A 23,834-nucleotide genomic window follows, 5' to 3' on the forward strand; every position below is an offset into this window, starting at 1 on the left:
CGTGCGTCAGCCGATGGCTGTCAGAGGCCGGCGATCAGCCGCGGATGATGCCCTCGACGTTGTTGAGGTAGCCCTCCTGGCCGTGGGCATCGCGGACCTTGAAGAACGATCCGTGGTCCTCGAGCGCGAGGAACCATTCGTTCGGCGTGACCGTGAAGACCTCCTGCCCGGTGACGGGATCGACCGCTGGGCGGGGCTCCGTCACTGCGAACCAGAACATCTGCGACACGACCGGCTTGAACGCCTGGGTCGGCTCTCCCTGCGTCGCATCGTAGGTGGACGCTGCGGCCGCGTCCTCGGCGGGCGCGTCGCTGTCGCCGCCCATGCGGAACCACTGGGTCGGCTCGTTCTCCGAACCGCCCTGCTCGTCCCCGCGGATGTGTCCGCTTGCGGGAGCGTCCGCCTGGGCAGACCCTCCCCGGTAGTCGCTGTCCGCTGGTGCGGCCTCGACCGGAATCGCGGTCTCCTCTGCTGCGGCGGCGTCCGCCGCATCGGGTTCGTGGAGTCCCGCGCCGTCGGCCTCGTGCGTGTCGTTCCCGTGTGCCAGTGCCGCGCCGCCGGCCACAGCGGCGCCGCCCACGGCCGTGCCACCGGCAGCAGCACCGAACATGGAACCGGAGCGCTCCTGCTCGTCAACTGGTGCGGTGGTACCCGCACCGGCTGACGGATCGGTGTGCTCGGATGTCCGCGCCTCCGGTGCCCCGTAGTCGGGAGCAGGCGCCTCCGGTGCGACGACAGGCTGATCGTCGGCGGTGTCGGCAGGCTCGTCCGTCCACGCCGACTGCGATGCGACGAACGGGTGACCCGCCTCAGCGGTCGCGTCCTGGTCTGCCGGAGCGAACTCCGAGCCGGGTGCTGCGTTGTCGGCAGGTGCTCCGTCGAAGGCAGGTGCTGCGTCCTCAGTCGATGCTGCGTCCTCAGCGGAGACCGCATCGTCAGCGTGCACAGGTCCGTCCGCATGCACGGGCTCGCCGGTGACGAGGGTGTCGTCAGCCTGCAGCGTGTCCTCGGCCGGTGCCCCTTCGGGCGCTGTCCAGGACTCGTCTGCGGGGGCGGCGTGCTCAGCGTTCAGAGCATCCGCATGAGCGTCCTGTTCACCGGGGGCCGTCTCCGACTGCGGAGTGGGCTCGGGCTCACCGAACGCTCCTGCACCGAAGGCTCCGGCGGCGAATGCCTGCGTCGGCTCGGACTGGGCGAATGAGGGCGATGCTGCGCTCTCCGCACCCAGATAGGCCTGCCCGTCGGCTGTGCTCTGATCGGCTTCTGAGCTCTGGCCGTGAGCGTCGAACTGTCCGTCAGCGGCTGTCGGCTCCGCAGCGGAATGACCACCGAGAGCGTCAGCCTGTGCTGCGCCCTGCTCGGTGCCCGGAGCCGCCTGGCTCTGGAAGTCCTGAGCCTGGCTCTGCGAGCCGTACGCCTGGTCCTGCGCGCCATAGGGCTGACCCTGCGAACCATATGCCTGGCCCTGCGAGCCGTACTGCTGGGCGGCGGGATCGAAGGGAACTGCGCCGCTGTACGGCTGCCCCTGCGACCCGTAGGCCTGCCCCTGAGACCCGTACGCATGGTCCTGCGACCCGTAGGCCTGGCCCTGCGAGCCATACGCCTGGCCCTGCGAGCCAAAGGCCTGATGCTGTGAGCTCGCAGCGCCGTACATGGCGGCACCACCTGCGGCTGCACCGCCGAGCGCTGCTCCACCGGCGTATCCCATCCCTCCGTGAGGCTGAGAACCATCCGGCTGCGAACCGTGAGGCTGTGATCCGTACTGCTGCGCTCCGAACTGCTGTGACCCGTACTGCTGCGGGGCGGCACCCGACGCTGCACGCGCCTTGGGATGCGTCTGCGACTCCGGCAGCGTCGTGAACTCGACAGCGAGGAACGGCAGGAACGTGAAGACGCCGAAGAAGAAGGCGATGAGCGCGGCGATGAACACCAGCCATGCGCCCACGTGCAGCATCGGCGCACTGGTGAACACATTGATGATGTTCGCGGCGAAGGCCACGGAGGCGAGGACCGACGTCACCTGCGCGATGCTCAGCGAGCCGAGCCGTGCGGGGAATCCGGAGACGGTCTTGTGGAGGAGTGTGAGCACACCCGCGACGATGAGCGGCAGGATCCCGAGGAACACCATGCCCATGCCCCAGAACGACCAGGAGAAGACGCTGGACTCCAGGTAGCTCATGCTGAAGGCACCGAAGCGGAAGAACGGCGTCACCATGCCGATGAAGGAGAGCAGAGCGGCGACCAGGAGCATGAGGTCGCGCAGGCTGAGCGGTCCCAGCAGGCTCCCCGGCCGTGCCGTGGAGCCTGTACCACCGTGCGCATTCTGCATCTGGACGCCCTGTGGTGCCGAACCATAGGCGGCTGGACCGGAGCCGTACGCACCCGGCATCGATCCATGCTGCTGCGCATAGGGGTCGTACCCCGCACCTGACTGCATCGGCTGACCCTGCATCGGCTGCCCCTGCGCGAACTGCTGCCCCTGCGGAGTCGACTGACCCTGAGCAGGCTGGCCCGGAGCGAACTGCTGGCCCTGCGAGCCGTAGGCCTGCTCGGAGGCACCGTAGGGCGCCTGGCCGTACTGCTGCTGCCCGTGCTGGCCCTGCCCGTACTGCGCCTGACCATACGGCTGCTGTCCATACTGCGCCTGGCCGTACTGGTCCTGCCCATACTGCTGCTGGCCGTACTGCTGCTGTGCACCGTAGGCGGGGGCTCCGGCGGAGCCGTACTGCGCGGCAGGATCCGCGCCGGGCTGGCCCCATTCCTGGTGGCCCGAGCCCTGCGAGGGCTGATAGGGCGTGCTCATCTCGTCTCCTTCCGAACTCCGTGCGGACAGCACGGAATCGGCACTGTCGTGTGCGCTTCCGTCCCCATCATTGCATTGCACCGCTGTCATGCCCCAAGCGCAGCGCGACGATCAGCCGGTTCCCAGCCGGAGGCCCCCACCACGCCCCGCGCAGGCAACCCCCACGCAACTTCGACCCTGCGGATCGGGCCGCGTGCGGTATAGGCTCGGATCCCGGAGTCAGCGATGACTACTCGCGGCTGACCATCGACGATGCTGGGAAGGACGAACAGATGACTGATCACACGCATTCGACGACGTACGCGCCCCCGGAGGAGTTCGCCGCACAGGCGAACGTGACCGCCGCGGAATACGCGCGCGCCGACGAGGACCGCCTGGGGTTCTGGGCGGACAAGGCCCGATCGCTCCTCGACTGGGAGACCGATTTCACGGAGACCCTCGACTGGACGAACCCGCCGTTCGCCCGCTGGTTCTCCGACGGCCGTCTCAACGTCGCCGCCAACTGCCTGGACCGCCATGTGGAGGCAGGGAACGGTGACCGCGTCGCCATCCACTTCGAGGGCGAGCCCGGCGACACCCGCAGCATCACCTACGCGGAGCTCACGACCGAGGTGAAGAAGGCGGCCAACGCGCTGACCTCGCTGGGTGTCACGCAGGGCGACCGCGTCGCGATCTACATGCCCATGATCCCGGAGACCGTCATCGCGATGCTGGCCTGCGCCCGTCTGGGCGCCCCGCATTCCGTGGTGTTCGGCGGATTCTCCTCCGATGCGCTCCACTCCCGCATCCTCGACGCCGAGGCCCGGGTCGTCATCACGGCCGACGGCGGCTTCCGGCGCGGCAAGCCCTCAAGCCTCAAGCCGGCCGTCGACGCAGCGATCGAGAAGGGCGGCACCCCCGTCGAGCACGTGGTCGTCGTTGAGCGCACGGGCGAGGACGTCGACTGGTTCGACGACCGCGACGTCGCGTGGTCGGACCTCGTGGGCAAGCAGTCGGAGGAGCACACGGCAGAGGCGTTCGAGGCGGAGAACCCCCTCTACGTCCTCTACACATCCGGCACCACGGGCAAGCCCAAGGGGATCCTCCACACCTCCGGCGGCTATCTCACACAGGCCACGTACTCCGTCTTCGCGACGTTCGACCTCAAGCCGGAGACGGACGTCTTCTGGTGCACGGCGGACGTCGGCTGGGTCACCGGCCACACCTTCATCGTCTACGGACCGCTGTCCGCCGGCGCGACCCAGGTGATCTACGAGGGCACCCCCGACACGCCGGACAAGGGCCGCTGGTGGGACGTCGTCCAGAAGTACGGCGTGACGATCCTCTACACCGCGCCCACGGCGATCCGCACCTGCATGAAGTGGGGCGACGAGATCCCCGGCCAGTACGACCTCTCCTCCCTGCGCCTGCTGGGAAGCGTGGGCGAGCCCATCAACCCCGAGGCGTGGTCCTGGTACCGCAGTGTGATCGGCGGGGATCGCTGCCCCGTCGTCGACACGTGGTGGCAGACGGAGACCGGGGCGCACATGATCGCACCCATGCCGGGCGCGATGGAGACGAAGCCGGGCTCCTCGCAGCGACCGCTGCCGGGGATCTCCGTCAGGGTCGTCGACGACGAGGGCAATGAGCTGAAGAACGGCGAACCGGGACTCCTGGTCATCGACGAGCCGTGGCCCGCGATGCTGCGCGGCGTCTACGGCGATCCCGAACGCTTCAAGGACACCTACTGGTCCCGCTTCGACGGCATCTACTTCGCCGGTGACGGCGCGAAGTACGACGAGGACGGGGACATCTGGTTCCTGGGCCGCGTCGACGACGTCATGAACGTGTCCGGGCACCGGCTGTCGACCACGGAGATCGAATCGTCACTCGTCGCCCACGACATCGTCGCCGAGGCCGCCGTCGTCGGCGCTGAGGACGAGACGTCCGGACAGGCCGTCGTCGCCTTCGCGATCCTGCGCGGCGGCATCGAGCGGACGGACGACATGGAGGAAAGGCTGCGGGCCCACGTCGCCTCGGACATCGGACCGATCGCCAAGCCCAAGCGCGTCCACATCGTCGATGAGCTGCCCAAGACGCGGTCCGGCAAGATCGTCCGCCGACTGCTCAAGGGACTGGCGGAGGACAAGGGTGTGGGCGACGCGTCCACGCTCGCGGACGCCTCCGTCATGGACGTCATCTCGAAGCAGGTGCAGGGGTCCTGAAGCAGCCCCGAAGCACCCGCTGGAGCCCTCTGCTGAGGTGCCTGCCGGGCGCGTCGTGGTCAGGCACGCTCAGCAGGCATTAAAGTGGGGATCAGCTGCACGCCCTCGACAGCCGCGAACACTGAAGGAGCCTCATGTCGGAACGGTCCATCTCCAAGCTGGTCAAGGACATCGGCGCAGATGCGCAGGCCCTTGCTCAGGAGGAAGCTGCGCTCGCGAAGTCCGAAGCCCTTGACGGTGCGAAGAACCTCGGCATCGGGGCGGGGCTGGCGATCGGCGCCCTCTTCCTCCTCTTCCTGTCGTCGTTCATGGCGATGTTCACCGTCGTGTCCGCCCTCCACGAAGGACTGGGCTGGGCATGGTGGCTGAGCTTCCTCGTCGTCTTCGGCGGCATGGTCCTCATCGCGCTCATCCTCGTCGCGGTGGCACTGCCCCTGTTCAAGAAGGGCAATCCGACGCCCACCAGCGCGATCGCGTCGGGCAAGTCGGTCGTCACTGCGATCAAGCGGGCGCTGTCCAACCCGGGCGGTCCCCGCTACTGAGCACAGCGACTGCGCTGAATGTGTGAAGGGGCCCAGCAGGTCATCCTGCTGGGCCCCTCTCCTGCGCTCAGACGTCCACTTCCCTCAGAAGTCCACGTGGATCGTCCGTTCGCGGTCCCATTCGCGCGCCCAGCCCAGCGTCTCGAGCGACCAGTCGAGCAGCCCCGCGGTGAAGCCCCACGGCCGCATGATGCCCAGGTCGAAGACGGGGGTGGAGAACGGCCGGTCCGCGGGGCTGAACGTCCCCCTGTTGCCCGGAGCGACGAGGTCCGCGATCGCGACACGTGCGACCAGCGCGGATTCCGCCTGGTCCACAGCAGCGACGGACGTCGGCTCCCGCCACCAGCCCACGACGGGGGTGACGTCGAAGCGGCTCGGCGGCACGTAGAGCGGCTCGAGAGTCCCGACCACGTCGACGCCCGCGGGATCGAGCCCCGTCTCCTCCTCTGCCTCGCGCAGTGCGGTGAAGGCAGCCGATCCGTCGCCTGCGTCCCTGGCCCCGCCGGGGAACGCCGGCTGCCCTGCATGGTTGCGCAGCGTCGAGGCCCGCTGCAGGAGCACGATGTCGACATCGGAAACGCCGAGGTCGTCGAGGCGCTCGAGCTCATCCCGCCCGGCCGCGGTGCGCGGCTGCGTCCCGTGCCCGAACAGCATGAGGACGGATGCGTCCCGGACGTTCATCCCCTCGGGGGCTGCGGGGCGGCGCATCCAGGAGTGCGGGGCCTCGGCCTCGAGCAGACCCTCCAGCGCTTCTCTCAGGTCCGCCCTTCCGTCCACAGCTCCGTCCGCCGTCCGCTCAACCGAACCCGTGCCGGTCATCGTGTGTCCTCTTCGTTCGTCCGTGCGTTCCCGCTCACTGAGCCGTCCGCCCTCGTCGGTGCATCAGTCCTCGCCGGCCCATCGGCCTTCGTCGAACCGTGAGCCCTCCCCGAGTCAACGCGCAATCCTCCGTCGGTCTTCCCTCCGGCCCCAGCATCCTCCGCCAGTTCGAACCGCAGGAGCTTCCGCGCCTTCCGCTCATCGAGCTCACCGGTGCCGAACGCGGGGCAGAGTGCACTGATCGGGCACGCTCCGCACGCAGGTGTCCGGGCGTGGCAGATGCGTCTGCCGTGCCAGATCACCCGGTGGGACAGCATCGTCCAGTCCTTGCGGGGGAAGAGCGCGGCGACGTCCTTCTCGATGCGGTCCGCAGTGTCCGAATCCGTCCACAGGAACCTCTGGGCCAGGCGGGCGAAGTGGGTGTCGATCGTGAGGCCGGGGACGTCGAACACATTGCCGAGCACCACGTTCGCCGTCTTCCTCCCGACGCCCGGCAGGGTCACGAGCTGCTCGAGGGAGTTCGGCACCTCGCCGCCGAACTCGTCGACGAGCGACTGGGCCAGTCCCACGATGCTGCGCGCCTTCGCGCGGTAGAAGCCCGTGGGCCTGATGATCTCCTCGACGTCCTCCCGCGTGGCTGCGGCCAGCGCACCGGCATCCGGGTACGCGGCGAACAGCGCCGGAGTCACGGAATTCACGCGGACGTCCGTGGTCTGCGCGGACAGCACCGTGGCGACCAGCAGTTCGAACGCGTCGCGGTGGTCCAGCTCCGCATGCGCGGTCGGATAGGTGTCCGCAAGGATGCGGTGGATCTTCCTGGCTCGGCGTGTGCGCCCCAGTGGAGTCTCCTCGAGGAAGCGCCGCCTGCTCTTCTCAGCGACTGACAGCACCGCACCATCCTATCGGTGCCCTGTGCGGCCGTTCGCGGCGCTCATACCAGGATCAGCGGCGCGTGAACTGTGGGCAGGAGCACCGGCGTGAGGGTAGATTGAGCCGCAGACGTGAACCGATCAGGAGGAACCAAGTGGACATCGAAGTCGTACGCAGGGCCGCGCTCTTCGCCGGGCTCGACGACGAAGCGACCAGTGCGCTGCTCAAATACATGAAGCCGCGCAGCGTCCGACGCGGGACTGTGCTCTTCCGCGAGGGCGATGCGGGCGATGAGCTGTACATCGTCGCGACCGGCAAGCTCAAGGTCGGACGCGAATCGTCCGACGGTCGTGAGAACCTCCTGTCGGTCGTCGGACCCAGCGAGATCATCGGCGAGCTGTCGCTGTTCGATCCGGGCCCGCGCTCCTCCAACGTGACCGCCGTGTCGCAGACGGAGCTGCTGAGCCTCCGTCACGAGGACCTCACCTCGTGGCTCGAGGAGCGCCCCAAGGCCGCCATGAACCTGCTGCGGGCTCTGGCGATCCGTCTGCGCCGCACGAACGACACGGTGGGCGACCTGGTCTTCCAGGACGTCCCCGGCCGTGTCGCGAAGGCTCTGCTGGATCTTGCGGACCGCTTCGGCCAGCCCACGCAGGACGGCACCCACGTCGCCCACGACCTCACGCAGGAGGAGTTGGCCCAGCTGGTCGGCGCGTCCCGCGAGACGGTCAACAAGGCCCTCGCCGACTTCGCGCAGCGCGGGTGGCTGCGCCTGGAGGCTCGCGCCGTCGTCCTCCTGGACGTCGATCGCCTGCGCCACCGCGCCGCCTGACACCGCTGGCAGCGCCGGCACAGACGCCGAGGCCGTGGTCACCCTTCCGGTGACCACGGCCTCGGTGTCTGTCGCTGTGCTCATGCCTGTGCGTGAGACTGAGCGGCTCAGTCCGCCAGTGTGTCGATGTAGGCGAGCTGCGCGCGCACGATCTGCAGGGCCGCCGGCTTCACGGAGTCCGGGACGTCCGCGTAGACGACATCCGCGACCTCCTCCGCCGTCGTGCGACCGCTCGCGAGCACGTCCCGCACTTGGTTGATGCGCTCGAGGCGATGGGAGAGGTAGTGGGCAAGCAGGTCGCGCACGTCCTCCCGCTGCTCACCGTGGGCCGGGGCGATGGTCGCAGCGCCGCCAGCGGCCTCGAGCGCGGTCAATCGCTCCAGGCTGGCGAGGTAGTCGCCCAGCGACCCGTCCGGGAAGGACACCATCGTCGTGCCGCGGCCCAGCACCGTGTCCCCGGAGAACAGCCGGGAACCGTGCACGGCGGACACGGAGTCGTCGGTGTGCCCCGGGGTCGTGACGATGGAGAGCACATCGGCATCGTGCGTCCCGAACGCGATGCGCTCACCGTCCACCAGCGGCGCGGTGCCGGAGGAGAATGTCGGATCGACCGCGTGGACGGGCACGCCGGGAGCCCACTCCCCCACCGTCTCCAGCAGGCCGGAGTGGTCCCCGTGGCGGTGGGTGAGCACGATGGCAGTGAGCTCCGCGGATCCCACGGTGCGCAGCAGTGCATCGCGGTGCTCCACCAGCATCGGCCCGGGGTCCAGGAGGAGCGCGGACGCCCCGTCCTGGGACCTCAGGATGTAGCTGTTCGTCCCGTCGAGCGTCATGGGCGACGGGTTGTCCGCCAGCACCAGGTCGACGCCGTCGTCTGCGAGAGCACGCCGCAGATGGTCGTCCGTCACCGTCATCCTTCCGCGCGGACCTGCACGGTGAGCTCGAGTTCCACCGGCGTGCCCTTCGGCAGCGACGCGACGCCTACCGCGGAGCGGACATGCTGGCCGGCCTCGCCGAACAGTTCGCCCAGCAGTTCCGAGGCGCCGTTGACGACGCCCGGCTGACCGGTGAAGTCCGGAGTGGAATTCACGAAGCCGGTGACCTTGACGATGCGCTCGATGAGGTCGAGGTCGCCGATGACGGACTTGACCGCCGCCAGCGCGTTGAGTGCGCAGACGCCGGCCAGCTCGTAGGCCTCCTCCGGGGTCACGCTGCCGCCGACGGCACCGACCGTCGGCAGGGCTCCGTCGACGAACGGGAGCTGACCCGAGGTGAGGACCTGGTCGCCCACGCGCAGTGCCGGGACATAGGCACCGGCGGGTGCGGCGACGGGCGGAAGCTCGAGACCGCGCTCAGCGAGGTCGGATTCGATGCGGCTCATGAGGAATCCCTTCAGCCCGCCAGCGGGCGCTTCATGTAGGCGACGAGGTTGGTGCTGCCCTCTGGTCCGGGGATCACCTGGACGAGTTCATAGCCCTCCGCTCCCCACTGGTCGAGGATCTGCTTCGTCGCGTGGGTGATGAGGGGGACGGTCACGTACTCCCACTTCGTCATGAGGTGCTCCTTCGTCGTCCGTGCGGGCTCGATCCCGCATGTCCTGCCCATGCTATGTGTTCGCAGGCAGGAGGGACACCGGCGGTCGGCACTCTGGGGCTGCAGTCGACGCGTCAGTTACCGCCGAGTCCGGCGCTGCCGCCGCCATCGTCCTCGTCGTCATCGCCGCCGTCGTCACCGCCGCCGCCATTGTCGCCGCCTCCGCCGCCATTTCCGCCGCCGCCGTTGCCGCCGCCTCCGCCGCCGTTACCGCCGCCGCCATTGCCGCCACCGCCGCCGGTGCTGCCACCGCCGGAGCGATCGCTGCCCTGCGAGCCGCCCACGCTGCCGCTGGGGCGGGAGAAGCCGGTGTTGCCCTCGGTCTCCTTGACCGCGTCCCGCATGTAGTCCTGCCACGTGGCACCGGAGACGGTCGCACCGTAGACGTAGCCGGTCACGGCGCCCTGGGAGTTCTTCCGCCAGTCGCGGCTGCCGTCCGGGTCGCCGGTCCACACCATGGTGGACAGGGTGCGGGTGAAGCCGATCAGTGAGGTCGAGCCCACTTCGAAGTTCGTCGTACCGGTCTTCGCCGCGGCGGGCACACCGATGCCGAGGCTGCTGGTCGTGCCGCCGTTGAAGGTCTGGCTCATCGCGTAGGCGACGCCCTGCGCGACCTCCTTGTCGATCGCCTGCTTGCAGTCGGCCGACGGAACCTCGATCTCCTCGCCGTTCCCGTCCTCGATCGACTGGATGGGCGTGGGCCTGCAGTACTCGCCATCGGCCGCGAACGCGGCGAATGCGGCAGCCATGTCGATGGGCGCGACCTCGACGGTGCCGAGGATCGATGCGGGGCTGAGCGCGGGGATGAACCCTGAGTCGTCCGCGGTCTCGAGAGACGCACCGCTGCCGTACTTGAGGCCCAGGCTCTGCGCGGTATCGAGGATGCCGCACATGTTCAGCTGGTTGCCCATCGCCGCGTAGGCGGTGTTGAGCGACTGCTTCGTGGCCTGCAGTGCGGTCATCGACGCACTCCCGTCGCCCTCACCGGCGTTCCTCGGATGCCAGTCGCCGCCCATCGCCGGGCACCCGTCGTACGTCCACGAACCCGCGGGGAACTCGCGGCGCTTCGCGTTCACGACGGTGTCCAGGCCCTTGCCCTCGTCCAGCCATTCGGCGAGCACGAGGGGCTTCCACGTCGAACCGATCTGGAAGCCGTTCGCACCGTTGTGCGCACGGTCGACGTTGTAGTTCAGCTGGGTGTCCACGTCCTCTTCGCCTTCGGCGACCGCGTAATTGCGGTTCTGCGCCATGGCGATGACGTCGCCGGTGCCCGGCTCCACGGTCACTGCGGAGTGGCCCGCACCTGACGGGTCGCCCACGGGCACGCGGTCCTTGACCGCTTCATCCGCCGCTGCCTGGATCTCAGGATTGATCGTCGTCTGGATCGTGAGGCCGCCCCGGTTGAGGAACTGGAGTCGCTCGCCCTTCGTCTCGCCGAAGCTCGCGTCGTTCTCGACGACACGCTGGACGTAGTCGCAGAAGTACCCCATGTTGCCGGCCGTCGCGCAGCCGTTCGGGGTCTTGTGGATGTCCAGCCCCAGGTCCTTCTCCTTCGCCTCCTGGTACTCCGCGTCGTCGATGTAGCCGTGGGTGTTCATGAGGCCCAGCACGGTGTTGCGCCGCTCCAGCGTCTGCTCCGGGAACCGCTCCGGGTTGTTCGCCTTGGGGTTCTGGACGATTCCGGCCAGGGTCGCCGACTGCTCGATGTTCAGTTCGGACGCGGGGATCCCCCAGTACCGCTGCGCGGCGGCTTCGACGCCGTAGACGTTGGGTGATCCCGAATAGTTGTTGATGTTGAGGTAGCGGTGGAGGATCTCGTCCTTGCTGTACTTGTTCTCCACCGCGAGCGCCAGCTTCGCCTCGCGCAGCTTGCGGGCGTAGCCCTCAGCTCCGTCGGCCTCCTTGGCCGCCTCGACGCCCTCGGAGTCCTCGATCGCGTGGGCGTTCTCCGCCAGCACGTTCTTCACGTACTGCTGCGTGAGGGTCGAACCGCCCTGCGTCGAGTCGGACAGGAGGTTGTGCACGACCGCGCGGGCGATGCCCTGGATGTCCACGCCGGTGTGCTCGTAGAAGCGGTAGTCCTCGACCGCGACGGTCGCATCCTTCATCTCCTGCGAGATGTCGTCGAACGCGACCTCCTTGCGGTTCTGCCAGTAGAAGTTCGCGATGAGCGACCCGTCTGCGGCGAGCATGCGCGACTGCTGCGCGAGCGGTCGTTCGTCGAGCTCCGCGGGCAGCGCTTTGAACACCTCGACAGCGCCGTCACCTGCGGCGGCGGCCATGCCGACCGACGGGATCGCGAGTCCTGCGGACACGATCCCTGCGATGCAGCTGACTGCGATGAACTGGATGAGCGCGCTGAGCTTCGGAGGCTTCTTGGATGCGACAGAGGACACCATGGGCTAGATTTTAGCGCCCCGGTCAATCGCGAGGACTCAGTAACCGCCGATGGACCTCCCAGCGTGCGCGCGTCAGTCCGAACCGCGCCGCGCGACCAGCGTGAGCAGGCTGACTTCGGGCGGACAGGCGAACCGCACCGGCGAGTACGGCGAGTATCCCAGACCGGCCGACACGTGCACGCGCGCGCGTCGGTAGGGGAAGAGCCCACGCGCTCGCGTCCGGTCCAGGTCGCAGTTGGTCACGGGAGCGCCCCAGAACGGGATCCGTATCTGTCCGCCGTGCGTGTGCCCTGCGAGCACGAGGTCCGCACCGGCCCCCGCGAACGCCTCGAGTGTCCGTGAGTACGGAGCGTGGGTGACGCCGATCCGCACGTCTCCGTCGGGGAAGTGCGGGTGCGCGTCCGTGACGCGGTCGGCGTTCACGTGGGCATCGCCCAGACCGGCGAAGGAGACCGTCGTGCCGGCGATCTTCAGGGTATGCGTGCGGTTGTCGAGGTAGGACCACCCGCGGGCCTCGAAGGAGTCCCGGAGCTCACCGACCGGCAGGGTGGGCTCCTTCGACTTGTCCTCCCCCTGCGTCGTGCGGCGGGTGAGATAGCGGGCGGGGTTCTTGAGGGTCGGTCCCCACACGTCATTGGAGCCGAACACGAAGGTCCCCGGCACATCGAGCAGCGGGTCCAGGGCTTCGAGTACGAGCGGCAGCGTGTCGCCGCCGAAGTTGTCCCCCGTGTTCACGACGAGGTCGGGCTCCCATTCCGCGAGCGATCGCACGAACCGCGACCGGAAGTCCTGATTCCTCGCAAGGTGCAGGTCGGACAGGTGGAGGAGCCGCACCGGGTCGGAACCGGGTGGGAGGAGCGGAAGCGTGTGCCGACGGACTCGGAACATCCGCGGTTCGACGAAGGCGGAGTACCCGAGCCCCGCGAGGCCCACGAGTCCGATCCCCGCGGCGATTCCCACCGCGCGTCGGAGGGCGCGGACTGAGCGTGCTGAGGCCATGCGTCCGATTATGTCAGTGCGGCGGTCGGACCACCCGTCCACGGCAGGAGTTCCGACGGCCACAGACGACCCGACCACGGCAGGTGACCCGCACCTCGGCGGCGGTCATGAGTGCAGGGACGGGTGGCGGTCCAGATCGGACTCGCGCTGGGACCTCGCACGGACGTGCCGGTCGATCCGGCGGCGGCCGATGAGCCGGCACACGGCGTAGATGAGGAAGCTGATCGTCGTGACGAAGGGGCTGATCGGCACGACTGGGGAGCCGAGTGCGATCAGCACGCCGCCCACCGACGACACGACGGCGAAGACGACGGACAGGATCGGGGTCAGCACCGGCGAGGCGGTCACCTGCGTGGCCGCAGCGGCCGGGGTGACGAGCAGGGCCATGACCAGCAGCACGCCGACCACCTGCACAGACAGAGCGACGGCCAGACCGAGCACCACCATGAAGACGAGGTTCAGCGACGCGACCGGCACGCCGCGGGCCCGTGCCACCTGCGGGTCCAGTCCGGCGAACATGAGCGGCCGCCAGACCAGCGCCAGCACCGCGAGCACGATGAGCGCGGTCACGACCAGCAGCCGTAGGGAGTCCCCGCTGATCGCGACGATCTGACCGGTGAGGAGGCCGAATTTGTTCGCCGCCCGGCCGTCGTAGAGCGCGAGGAAGAGGATCCCCAGCCCCAGCCCGAACGGCATGATGACGCCGATGATCGCGTTCTTCTCCGAGTCGCGGGACCCGCCCACGGCGATGATGATCGCGGCGATGATCGAGCCGACGAAGCTGCCGTGGACCACGTCGAAGCCGATGAGGAGGAAGAGCGCGGCCCCTGCGAACGACAGCTCCGCGATGCCGTGGACGGCGAATGCGATGTCGCGCGTCATGACGAACACGGACACGAGGCCGCCCACCACGCCCAGCAGCGCTGCGGCGAGGATGGAGTTGAGGAGGAGGGAGACGAGCGCGCCGTAGTCCTCGAAGGTGAAGAGTTCTGTGAGGGCTTCCATCAGAGCGCCCCCCGCCCCGGGAGGACGCGGGAGTCCTCCACCGAGTCATCTGCCGAGGGATGGTGGGGATGGTCGTCGCCGCCAACGATGACGAGCCGTCCGCCCACGTCGACGACCTCGATCCGGCTGCGGTAGAGCTGACTGAGCGATTCCGAGGTCATGACCTCGCGCGGCGGGCCGACCAGGTGGTGGCCGCCGGCGAGGTAGAGCACTCGGTCGACGTACGGGAGGATCGGGTTGATCTCGTGCGTGACGAAGACGACGGCGGTATCGCGTGTCCTGCGCATCTCGTCGATGAGCGCGGCGACTCTGCGCTGGTGGTGCATGTCGAGGGACAGCAGCGGCTCGTCGCAGAGCAGGATCCGCGGCTGGCCGACGAGCGCCTGGGCGACGCGCAGCCGCTGCTGCTCGCCCCCGGAGAGCAGACCCACCGGGGAGTCTGCGTACTCCCGAGCGCCGACGGCATCGATGAGCTCCTCGACCCGGTCGCGCTCCTCGCGCTTCAGTCGACCCAGCCCCCACCGGTGCCCGTCGATTCCCATCCGGACGAGGTCGCGCCCGCGCATCGGGGTGTCGCGGTCCATACCGCGCTGCTGCGGGATGTAGCCGAGGTCGCCGTCACCGGTGCGTGGCGCGTGTCCGTTCACACGGATCGAGCCGGCACGCAGTCGGTGCTGCCCCAGCAGAGCGCGCAGCAGGGACGTCTTGCCCGTGCCGTTGGGTCCCAGCACTGCGATGAACTCGCCCGGCTGCACGTCGAGGGTCAGGTGGTGCCACACGACGCGCTCGCCGAACCGGAGTTCCGCATCGGACAGTTCGAGGATCGGGGCACGGGTCGGTTCGCGAGTCGGCTCGCGGGCAGGCGGCACGTCCGTCATGCGATCGCCTGCTCCACAGCGTCGACGGTCTCCGTCATCCAGGTGACGTAGTCGGTGCCCTCGGGCATCGTCTCCGTGACCTCGACGACGGGGATGCCGAGGCCGTCGGCCTGTCCGCGGAGCTCTTCCGCCGCCGGACCCGAGGTCTGGGTGTTGTACGCGAACACCCTCACGTCGTCGTCGAGCGCCTCCGTCGCCTCCTGGACCGCGATCGGAGAGACTTCCGACCCCATCTCGACGGCGGAGACGAACTGGTCGGGAACAACGTTCGTGAGGCCGAGGTCATCGAAGAGTCGCAGTGCGACGGGCTCGGTCACCGCGGCGTTCTCGCCGTCGTGCGAGGCGGCGAGGTCGCTGATCCGGTCGTCCAGTTCGGTGAGCTGCCCGCGCACCTCGTCGGCGTTGGCGGTCAGCGCCTCTGCGCTGTCGGGGGTCGTCTCCGCGAGATGGGACTCGATCTCGTCGACCACGGCGATCATCGTCGGCACCGAGTACCAGACGTGCTCGTTGAACGATCCGTGGTCGTGGGCGTGATCATGGCCCTCCTCGTCATGGGCGTCGCCCCCATGAGCACCGTCCGCATGATCGCCGGAGTCGTCGTCCGGTTCTTCCTCGTGGTCATGCGCGTGATCATGATCGTGTCCGTTCGCCGCCGCCTCCTCGGCACCGGGGAGGTCCGACGCCGCCACTGCGTCGATGACGTCCGGTTCCTCATCGATCGCCTCGAGCATCGTCGTCATGAAGGAGTCGTAGCCGCCGCCGTTCATGACGATGACGTCTGCACGTGACAGCTCCAGCTGATCGCGCGCGGTCGCCTCGTACTCGTGAGGATCCTGAGCCGCGTCGTCGATGATCGGGATGACGTCAACCGCATCGCCCGCGACTGCCTCGACCAGCGAGGCGTAGACGTTCGTCGACGTGACCACCGTCGTGCCGCCGTCGCTCGACGCCGCGTCGGAGTCCCCACCGCAGCCCGCCAGTACCAGACCGGATGCGGACAGGAGAGCGAGCAGAACAGGTGGACGGCGCATAGGCGGAGCCTTCCCAGGAGGATCGATGAGGCTGGTCGCACGGCCTTCCACAGAAGATCGTGCGTATTGCTGTCAGGCTACGCGGGGGCCCGGGGCGGGACTAATGCAGATATGTCGATGTTTCGATGCGGTCCGCCGACCGCCACAACGCCGACGGCGCCCCTTCCCATGCGGGAAGAGGCGCCGTCGAAGGTCCGATGGGGACAGCGGTCCGGTGGGGCTGCGCCCCACTGAAGCGCAGCGTCAGCCCAGACGGTCGGCCACGATCCGTGCGATCTGCACCGTGTTCAGCGCAGCCCCCTTGCGGAGGTTGTCGTTCGCGACGAACAGCACGAGTCCGCGGCCCTCCGGCACGGACTGGTCCTGGCGGATCCGTCCGACGAAGCTGGGATCCGCACCCGCGGCCTTGAGCGGGGTGGGCACGTCCTCGAGCGCGACGCCGGCGGCCTTCCCCAGCACCTCGCGAGCCTCGTCCGCGGTGATCGCGCGGGAGAACTCCGCGTGGATCGACAGCGAGTGGCCCGTGACGACGGGGACGCGCACGCAGGTGCCGGCGACCAGCAGGTCGGGCAGAGCGAGGATCTTGCGGGACTCGTTGCGGAGCTTCTTCTCCTCATCAGTCTCGTACTCGCCGTCATCCACGAGCGCGCCGGCCAGTGGCAGCACGTTGAACGCGATGGGATCCGTGTAGACCTGCGGCTCAGGGAAATCGACGGCGGAGCCCGAGCTCACCAGAGCGGACGCATGCGGTGCGACCGCCTGCGCCTGTTCGGTGAGCTCCTTGACGCCGGCCAGCCCGGATCCGGACACGGCCTGGTAGGTGGCGACCTTGAGGCGCTCGAGTCCCGCGGCGTCGTGCAGCGCCTTGAGCGGCGGCATCGCGGCCATCGTCGTGCAGTTGGGGTTCGCGATGATGCCCTTCGGGCGATCGTCGACCGCTTCGGGGTTGACCTCGCTCACGACGAGCGGGACCTCGGCATCGCCGCGCCACGCGGAGGAGTTGTCGATGACGACCGCACCGGCGGCGGCGAAGCGCTCTGCCTGCGCACGGGAGGTGTCGCCTCCGGCGGAGAACAGTGCGATGTCCACGCCTGTCGGGTCGGCCGTGGCCGTGTCCTCGACGACGATGTCCTCGCCGCGGAACGGCATGGTCTTACCCGCCGAGCGTGCGGATGCGAAGAAGCGCACCGCGCCGATCTCGAACCCGGGATCCGCCTCGAGCAGGGTGCGCATGACAGCGCCCACCTGCCCGGTGGCCCCGACGATTCCGATGGTCACTGCTGTCATCGTCCTGTCCCTCCGTACACGACCGCCTGGGTCTCTTCGCTGTCCAGCCCGTATGCGCTGTGCGCCGCGGTGACGGCGCGGTCCAGGTCCTCGGCGCGCGTCACGACACTGATGCGGATCTCCGAGGTGGAGATGAGGTCGATGTTGACGTGCTCTTCGCTGAGTGCGCGGAACAGGGTCGCGGTGACCCCCGGGTTCGAGCGCATGCCGTCGCCGACGACCGACAGCTTGCCGATCTGGTCGTCGTAGCGGATGTGGTCGAAGCTGATGCTGTCCTTGCGGGCCTCGAGCGCCTCGATCGCCTTCGCACCATCCGCCATCGGCAGGGTGAAGGAGATGTCCGTGCGGCCGGGATCGCGCGTGGAGATGTTCTGCACGATCATGTCGATGTTGATCTCCTGCTCGGAGATGATGCTGAAGATCTCCGCCGCCTTGCCGGGCACATCGGGCACTCCGACGATGGTGAGCTTGGCTTCGGAGCGGTCGTGCGCGACTCCGGAGATGATGGGCTGTTCCATGGTGGATTCCTTCGTGCTTGCGGTCCTGAAGGGCTCGGGGATCTCCCCGTCGGTGACCCACGTGCCGCTGTGATTCGAGAACGACGAGCGGACATGGATGGGCACACCTGAACGGCGTGCGTACTCGACGCAGCGGAGCATGAGGATCTTGGCGCCGGAGGCAGCCATCTCCATCATCTCCTCGTAGCCGATCTTGTCGATCTTGCGGGCGGACGGCACGATCCGGGGATCGGCTGTGAACACGCCGTCGACGTCCGAGTAGATCTCGCAGACGTCCGCGTCCAGCGCGGCGGCGAGCGCGACGGCTGTGGTGTCGGAGCCGCCGCGGCCCAGCGTCGTGATGTTCTTGGTCGTCTGGCTCACGCCCTGGAATCCCGCGACGATCGCGACGTGGCCGTCGTCGAGCGCGGAGCGGATCCGACCCGGGGTGACGTCGATGATGCGTGCGCGTCCGTGGGATTCGTCCGTGATCACGCCGGCCTGGGAACCGGTGAACGACTGCGCGCTCTCCCCCAGGTTCGCGATCGCCATCGCTAGGACCGCCATGGAGATGCGCTCTCCGGCGGTCAGCAGCATGTCGAGTTCACGCGGCGGTGGGACGGGCGAGACCTCTTGTGCGAGGTCGATCAGGTCGTCTGTCTGGTCCCCCATGGCGGATACGACGACGACCACGTCATGGCCGGCCTTGCGATACGACGCAATGCGCTTGGCGACCCTCTTGACGGATGCGGCGTCGGCGACGGAGGAACCTCCGAACTTCTGTACGACGAGGCTCATGTGCTCAATTCTCTCGCGGGCTGTTCGGTCCGGCCGGCGGATGAGCGATGCAGCACCGCTGCGGCCGAGCCGCGCACCATTCTACGGGCACATCCCGACCGTGTTCCGGCCACCCCGTCATTCTGGGACGCGGAGGCGGCGCCGGCCATGATCGGTCGGCACCGCCTCGGCACCTCGACTCCTGCTCGTGCGGGCGCTTCCCGCCCCGCCTCACCGAACGACGCTGAAGAGGTCGCCCGGCTGGCATTCGAGGACCTCGCACAATGCGAGCAGCGTCGTGAATCGCACTGCCTTCGCGCGGTTGTTCTTGAGCACGGAGAGGTTCGCCAGACTCACTCCCACTCGTTCGGACAACTGGGTGAGCGTCATCTCCCGCTGCGCGAGCAGGCCGTCGATGTGACAGGCGACTCGGGGTCCGCCGACATCCACCACCTCAGATCACGCCTTCCAGTTCGTCCTGGACCTCGCGGCCGCGCCTGACGGCCCGACGGAGGAGTTCCGCGAGGAAGACCGCGCCGATCCAGAGGTAGGTCATGTTCGACGTGACGCTGTTGCTCACATCGAAGCCCCGGAGGCCCAGATCGCGGATCACCAGATTGTCGCCGGGGACCTGTGCCAGCGCGTAGAGCGGGCCAGTGATGACGAGGGTCCAGGAGAGCCCTCCGAGACCCTTCGAGGCGCGGGTCGAGAACGGGCGGCCCTTCACGACCTCGGAGACGACGCGCGCGGCGAACCACGTGGCGATGAAGAGGCCGAGGATCCAGATCGCCTTCGCGACGATGAACTGCCCGATCGCCCATGCGCTGAGGTCGTCCGCCGGGACGGCGAGCGTCGTCAGACCCTCCACCGCCACCTCCGTCCCCTCAAGGGTGATCGACGCCGGCTCAACGAACTCGAGCACTGCGGGAAGCCGGTCGGACAGCGCCAGACTGAACAGCGGCGAAGCCGCGAGGTTGAGGAGCGCGATGAGCGGAAAGATGAGGAAGACCTCGAACCCCCACGACGGCTTCTTCTTCGAGCCCCTATTGGTCGGTGGCGTCGGATCGGGAGTCTGGTCGGGTGTCTGCGGATCCGTGGTGTTCATGTCTGCTCGCCCCCTTGGCGTCACGCTTCCTCTTATCGATGATCGATATATCGATAAACAATATGTTTACCGTTTATCGATAAGAAGTCAAGAGGCAGTCAAGTCAAGAGGCAGTGTGCTCAGCGTCAGGAGACGGGACACGTCAGGAGACGGAACGTCGCCCTTCGAACGCTCGACCCAGGGTCACTTCGTCCGCGTACTCGAGATCGCCGCCGACGGGCAGCCCCGATGCCAGTCGCGACACCGTGAGACCCACGCTGCTGAGCAGGCGGATGAGGTACGTGGCAGTCGCTTCGCCCTCGAGGTTCGGGTCGGTCGCGATGACGACCTCCTGCACGTCCCCCGACTGCAGTCGGGGCAGAAGGTCCTTGATGCGGAGGTCGTCGGGACCGATCCCCGCCATGGGATCGATGGAGCCGCCGAGCACGTGGTAGAGGCCGCGGTATTCGCGCGTGCGTTCCACGGCGAGGACATCCTTGGGCTCCTCGACGACGCAGATCATCGTCTGGTCGCGGCGCTCGTCCTTGCAGATGACGCATGTCGCGTCTTCTGCGACGTTGCCGCAGACGTCGCAGAAGCGGACGCGGCGCTTCACCTCGCGCAGAGCGTCGGCCAGAGCGTCGACGTCCGCGGTGTCCGCCTGGAGGATGTGGAATGCCATGCGCTGCGCGGACTTGGGGCCGATGCCCGGCAGTCGGCCGAACTCCTCGACCAGATCCTGCAGGGCGCCTTCGTAGAGCAGGCTCACTCGTTCAACTCCTCGATGATCACGCCACCCAGCAGGCGCTGGACGACGGCGGGACCGAACTCGTTGTCGTGCTCGATATCGGCGTCGCCTTCGGTGTCGTAATCGGTGTAGTTCTCGACCGGGTCCGGCACGTGCTCCTCGACGGGCGGCGGAGGCTGGCTCGCCCCCTTCACATCGCCACTGTGGCGCTGCGCGAGGTGGGCGTACCGTCCCAGGGGCGAATCCGCGGATGCATCAGGTTCTGCAGTGCGCGCTGCCTGAGCGTGGCCGGGATTCTCTGTGAAGGAGATGTCCACGTCGGCGTACGCACCCAGGAAATCGAGGTCGCCGCTCGCCGCGGGAGTCTGGCTGCCCGTCGACTCCCGTGCCTCGAACGACCCGGATTCGTCTGGCGGCCCGTGTTCTGGAGCCTCTTCGACAGGTTCGGCAAGGGTGTCCCCTTGCGGGTCCCTGTAGTCGTCTGAGTATGCGTCCGGATACGCGCCTCCGTCGGGAGGGGATTCTCCATCGGCGGGGTAGGACTCGCCGTCCTCCGGATAGGGCTCGATGTCGACGGGAGGAGGAACAAGGACGGCACCGAGGTCCACGGCCCTGTCCCCCGCCGCAGTCGCGACGGGCCCGTCGTCCTGCGCGGAGTCTCCGGACCAGTCCTGCGCGGAGTCACCTGACCAGCCCTGGGGGGAGCCACCCGACCACGATTCGTGACCGGCCTCCGGCGCCCACGGATCCGACGCTGTCGAACCCTCAGGTGCAGAATCATCCGGCTCAGGAGCCGCAGATGTCATCGTCTGCGCAGATGTGCTGGTCTCCGCGTCAGCAGGCTCAGCATCGGGTGCGCCGGCGAAGGGTTCGGGCGCGCCTGCGAAAGTTTCACGAGGGTCCCGTTCCGCATCTGCACCCGTCAGCGGAGTCTGACTGTCGCCCTCCGCATCGTCACGGCCTTCGCGTCCCCGCGGGGACGTCGGCTGACTGGTCGGCGCGTCCGACTGCGCTGCGCCGCTCTGGTCGGCCGAGTCGCTCTGCCAGTACCGCTCGTGGTCGACGGGTGCCCGATCGGCTTCGCGCGGACCGACGACGGAGTCCAGTTCTTCCTGTGTCACCTCACGCGGGCCCGAACGATCATGGGGAGCCGCTGCCATCTGACCTGGGCCGCTGCTTCCCGAACCAGCCGAACCCGAACCGCCCGGCCCCGCAGAACCGCCGGAAGGAGAACCGCCGGATGGAGGACCACCTGTGTGCGGACCACTGGTTTGCGGACCACCTGTTTGCGGGCCACTGGGCGCCGAGGTCGAGGAAGGCGGTCCCGCGTTCTCGTCTCCCACACGGACTTCCGCGCGGATCCCCAGCGAATCCTCGAGGGCCGAGCTCACGAACTGCGCGTGAGGTCCTCGGCGGAAGGCCTGGACCGATCCGGGGTTGCTGAAGCCGAGGAAGAGCACACCATCAGCGAACCGCTGCGGGAAGGAGTTTCCGCTCACGATCGCGTATGAGAGCTTGCGCAGCTGCTGGAGCCTGGCGAGCACGTCGGGCCAGCCGCGACGGATCGCGTCGATCTCCGCCCCGACTCCGGGAGCCTGCCGGATCTCCGGTGACGCGTGCGCTTCCGGCACGTCGGCCATCGAGTCTGTAGCGGGCGGGACTGCGGCCTCCGGGGCATCCACCTGCTGAGCACCCTGAGGCTGCTGAGGCTGCTGAGGCTGCTGAGGCTGCTGAGGCTGCTGAGGCTCAGCCTGCCGCATCTGTGCGGGGCGCGGGTCGGGCTGCTGGTCCGCACGGGAGGGTTCTGCGGGAGCCGACGCCGGCGCGGCGCGCTGCGTGTCCTCCGGTGCACTGCGAGGCCGATCACCCGGTGCGGCGTGAGACCTGTCCTTCGGGGCGACACGAGGCGCCTCCTCCGGTCCGCCGTCGAGCACCGACCGCGCCGATGCCATCGCAGCGGCCATACCCGCGAACGGGTCCGCGTCCTGCTCAGCGGACGCAGCTGCGCCCGCTGCACGGCTCTGCCCCGCTGGCGACTCCTGACTGCGAGCAGCGCGCGAACCCGGTGCCGCCTCGGCTCCGGCGTGCTCAGTGCGCCCTGTCCCAGTCTGCTGGGCCCCTGTCTGCTGCGCCCCGGGCTGCTCAGCGCCAGTGCGCCCAGTCCCAGCCAGGTCGGTTCCAGCAGGCTCAGGTCCAGCAGGCTCAGTCCCAGCGGGTTCCGGTCCGGCCGCTTCAGGTCCACCGGGTTCAGCCGCCGCCTGCACGGGCACCGCCCCTGCCGGCATACGGCCACCGGCGCTCATGCCGATGCGCCGTTCGAGCCTGTCGACGCGGGACACGACGGACCGACGTGAGTTCTCCGCGCCCGGCAGGAGGATCCGCGCGCAGATGAGCTCCAGCTGCAGACGCGGCGACGTCGCACCGGTCATCTCCGTCAGTCCCACGTTCAGCAGATCCGCTGCGCGTGACAGCTCACCGGGGCCGAACGCACGAGCCTGCACCTTGAGGCGCTCCAGCCTGTCCGCGGGCACCTCCGGCAGGAACGACGCCGCGGCATCCTCTGCCGCAGAGATGACGAAGAGGTCGCGGAAGCGCTCCAGCAGATCCTCGACGAAGCGGCGCGGATCGTGCCCCGATTCGACGACACGATCGATGACGCGGAACACCCCGGCACCATCGCCAGCGGAGAACGAATCGACGATGTCGCCCAGCAGCGAGTCATCCGTATAGCCCAGCAGCGCGACCGCCGTCGCGTAGTCGACGCCCTCCGCGCCTGCTCCGGCCATCAGCTGGTCGAGGACGGAGAGGGTGTCGCGGACCGACCCCCCGCCCGCGCGCACGACGAGCGGCAGGACCCCCTTGCCGACGTTCACGTTCTCCCGACCGCTCAGATCGTCGAGGTACCGCACCAGGGTCTCCGGCGGGACCAGCCGGAACGGGTAGTGGTGCGTCCGCGAGCGGATCGTCTGGATGACCTTGTCCGGCTCCGTCGTCGCGAAGACGAACTTCACGTGGGCCGGCGGCTCTTCGACGAGCTTGAGCAGGGCGTTGAAGCCCTGCGTCGTCACCATGTGGGCCTCGTCGAGGATGAACACCTTGTAGCGGTCCCGGGCCGGCGCGTACACGGCCCGCTCCCGCAGGTCGCGGGCATCGTCGACGCCGTTGTGGCTGGCCGCGTCGATCTCCACGACGTCCAGCGATCCCGCTCCGCCGTTCGCGAGGTCCTGGCAGCTGGGGCACTGGCCGCACGGATTCGAGGTGGGGCCTTCGGCACAGTTGAGGCAGCGCGCCAGGATGCGCGCCGACGTCGTCTTCCCGCAGCCGCGGGGACCGGAGAACAGGAAGGCATGGTTGATGCGCCCTGCGTCGATGGCGGCGGACAGCGGGCGAGTCACATGCTCCTGCCCGATGACTTCGTCGAAGGCTTCGGGGCGGTAGCGCCTATACAGTGCGGTGGACACGTCCC

At 68.5% G+C, this 23,834-nt stretch carries 20 protein-coding genes; 3 read left to right on the forward strand and 17 right to left on the reverse strand.

Going from position 1 to position 23,834, the window contains the following annotated elements; translation table 11 throughout:
• Positions 1–34: 34 nt before the first annotated feature.
• Entirely contained in the window at positions 35–2,803 is a 2,769-nt protein-coding gene (locus tag BSP109_RS00490) for a DUF308 domain-containing protein (RefSeq protein WP_101599029.1), read from the reverse strand.
• Between the two features lie 272 nt (positions 2,804–3,075).
• Between BSP109_RS00490 and acs the strand changes: the two genes are divergently transcribed.
• On the forward strand, positions 3,076–5,007 hold the full coding sequence (acs, locus tag BSP109_RS00495) for an acetate--CoA ligase (protein WP_087006709.1): 1,932 nt from the start codon (positions 3,076–3,078) through the stop codon (positions 5,005–5,007).
• A 134-nt stretch (positions 5,008–5,141) separates the two neighbouring features.
• Positions 5,142–5,549, forward strand: coding sequence for a phage holin family protein (locus BSP109_RS00500; protein ID WP_101599030.1), 408 nt, complete (start codon positions 5,142–5,144; stop codon positions 5,547–5,549).
• Positions 5,550–5,633: 84 nt separating this feature from the next.
• Here the strand turns inward: BSP109_RS00500 and BSP109_RS00505 are convergent, their stop codons facing one another.
• Together BSP109_RS00505 and nth are read right to left on the reverse strand one after the other, a co-directional pair.
• A complete protein-coding gene (locus BSP109_RS00505; protein ID WP_101599031.1) occupies positions 5,634–6,368 on the reverse strand; it encodes a CoA pyrophosphatase in 735 nt (244 codons plus the stop codon).
• On the reverse strand, positions 6,365–7,258 hold the full coding sequence (nth, locus tag BSP109_RS00510; protein WP_101599032.1) for an endonuclease III: 894 nt from the start codon (positions 7,256–7,258) through the stop codon (positions 6,365–6,367). The genes BSP109_RS00505 and nth overlap by 4 nt, the downstream gene beginning before the upstream one ends.
• 134 nt (positions 7,259–7,392) lie before the next feature.
• Here nth and BSP109_RS00515 point away from each other — a divergent pair, with 134 nt between their 5' ends.
• Positions 7,393–8,070, forward strand: a complete 678-nt coding sequence (locus BSP109_RS00515; protein WP_087006717.1) for a Crp/Fnr family transcriptional regulator — start codon at positions 7,393–7,395, stop codon at positions 8,068–8,070.
• Between the two features lie 107 nt (positions 8,071–8,177).
• Here the strand turns inward: BSP109_RS00515 and BSP109_RS00520 are convergent, their stop codons facing one another.
• The 14 genes from BSP109_RS00520 to BSP109_RS00580 form a co-directional block, all read right to left on the reverse strand.
• Positions 8,178–8,978 (reverse strand): MBL fold metallo-hydrolase, encoded by an 801-nt coding sequence (locus BSP109_RS00520; RefSeq protein ID WP_087006719.1) that lies wholly within the window; start codon positions 8,976–8,978, stop codon positions 8,178–8,180.
• A 2-nt stretch (positions 8,979–8,980) separates the two neighbouring features.
• Positions 8,981–9,451 carry a RidA family protein gene (locus BSP109_RS00525; RefSeq protein WP_087006721.1) on the reverse strand — a complete coding sequence of 157 codons (471 nt, stop codon included), beginning with the start codon at positions 9,449–9,451 and terminating at the stop codon, positions 8,981–8,983.
• A gap of 11 nt (positions 9,452–9,462) precedes the next feature.
• A complete protein-coding gene (locus BSP109_RS17200; protein WP_087006723.1) occupies positions 9,463–9,624 on the reverse strand; it encodes a hypothetical protein in 162 nt (53 codons plus the stop codon).
• 113 nt (positions 9,625–9,737) lie between these two features.
• Entirely contained in the window at positions 9,738–12,062 is a 2,325-nt protein-coding gene (locus BSP109_RS00530) for a transglycosylase domain-containing protein (protein WP_101599033.1), read from the reverse strand.
• A 72-nt stretch (positions 12,063–12,134) separates the two neighbouring features.
• On the reverse strand, positions 12,135–13,061 hold the full coding sequence (locus BSP109_RS00535; RefSeq protein WP_101599034.1) for a metallophosphoesterase: 927 nt from the start codon (positions 13,059–13,061) through the stop codon (positions 12,135–12,137).
• 105 nt (positions 13,062–13,166) lie between these two features.
• Positions 13,167–14,066 (reverse strand): metal ABC transporter permease, encoded by a 900-nt coding sequence (locus tag BSP109_RS00540; protein ID WP_087006728.1) that lies wholly within the window; start codon positions 14,064–14,066, stop codon positions 13,167–13,169.
• Positions 14,066–14,944: a metal ABC transporter ATP-binding protein gene (locus BSP109_RS00545; RefSeq protein WP_087006731.1), complete on the reverse strand. Its 879-nt coding sequence runs from the start codon at positions 14,942–14,944 to the stop codon at positions 14,066–14,068. The genes BSP109_RS00540 and BSP109_RS00545 overlap by 1 nt, the downstream gene beginning before the upstream one ends.
• Positions 14,941–15,975 carry a metal ABC transporter solute-binding protein, Zn/Mn family gene (locus tag BSP109_RS00550; RefSeq protein WP_087006732.1) on the reverse strand — a complete coding sequence of 345 codons (1,035 nt, stop codon included), beginning with the start codon at positions 15,973–15,975 and terminating at the stop codon, positions 14,941–14,943. The genes BSP109_RS00545 and BSP109_RS00550 overlap by 4 nt, the downstream gene beginning before the upstream one ends.
• Positions 15,976–16,218: 243 nt before the next feature.
• On the reverse strand, positions 16,219–17,262 hold the full coding sequence (locus tag BSP109_RS00555; RefSeq protein ID WP_087006734.1) for an aspartate-semialdehyde dehydrogenase: 1,044 nt from the start codon (positions 17,260–17,262) through the stop codon (positions 16,219–16,221).
• Positions 17,259–18,557: an aspartate kinase gene (locus BSP109_RS00560; RefSeq protein WP_101599035.1), complete on the reverse strand. Its 1,299-nt coding sequence runs from the start codon at positions 18,555–18,557 to the stop codon at positions 17,259–17,261. Before BSP109_RS00560 ends, BSP109_RS00555 begins: the two co-directional genes overlap by 4 nt.
• A gap of 210 nt (positions 18,558–18,767) precedes the next feature.
• Positions 18,768–18,989: a helix-turn-helix domain-containing protein gene (locus BSP109_RS00565; RefSeq protein WP_374700112.1), complete on the reverse strand. Its 222-nt coding sequence runs from the start codon at positions 18,987–18,989 to the stop codon at positions 18,768–18,770.
• A 1-nt stretch (position 18,990) separates the two neighbouring features.
• Positions 18,991–19,641: a DUF2975 domain-containing protein gene (locus BSP109_RS00570; RefSeq protein ID WP_101599036.1), complete on the reverse strand. Its 651-nt coding sequence runs from the start codon at positions 19,639–19,641 to the stop codon at positions 18,991–18,993.
• A 142-nt stretch (positions 19,642–19,783) separates the two neighbouring features.
• Positions 19,784–20,389 carry a recombination mediator RecR gene (recR, locus tag BSP109_RS00575; protein WP_087006741.1) on the reverse strand — a complete coding sequence of 202 codons (606 nt, stop codon included), beginning with the start codon at positions 20,387–20,389 and terminating at the stop codon, positions 19,784–19,786.
• On the reverse strand, positions 20,386–23,829 hold the full coding sequence (locus BSP109_RS00580; RefSeq protein WP_101599137.1) for a DNA polymerase III subunit gamma and tau: 3,444 nt from the start codon (positions 23,827–23,829) through the stop codon (positions 20,386–20,388). Before BSP109_RS00580 ends, recR begins: the two co-directional genes overlap by 4 nt.
• Positions 23,830–23,834 lie beyond the last annotated feature (5 nt).

The organism is Brevibacterium sp. Mu109, from assembly GCF_900169375.1.
In the GTDB taxonomy this organism is placed as follows: Bacteria; Actinomycetota; Actinomycetes; order Actinomycetales; family Brevibacteriaceae; genus Brevibacterium; species Brevibacterium yomogidense_A.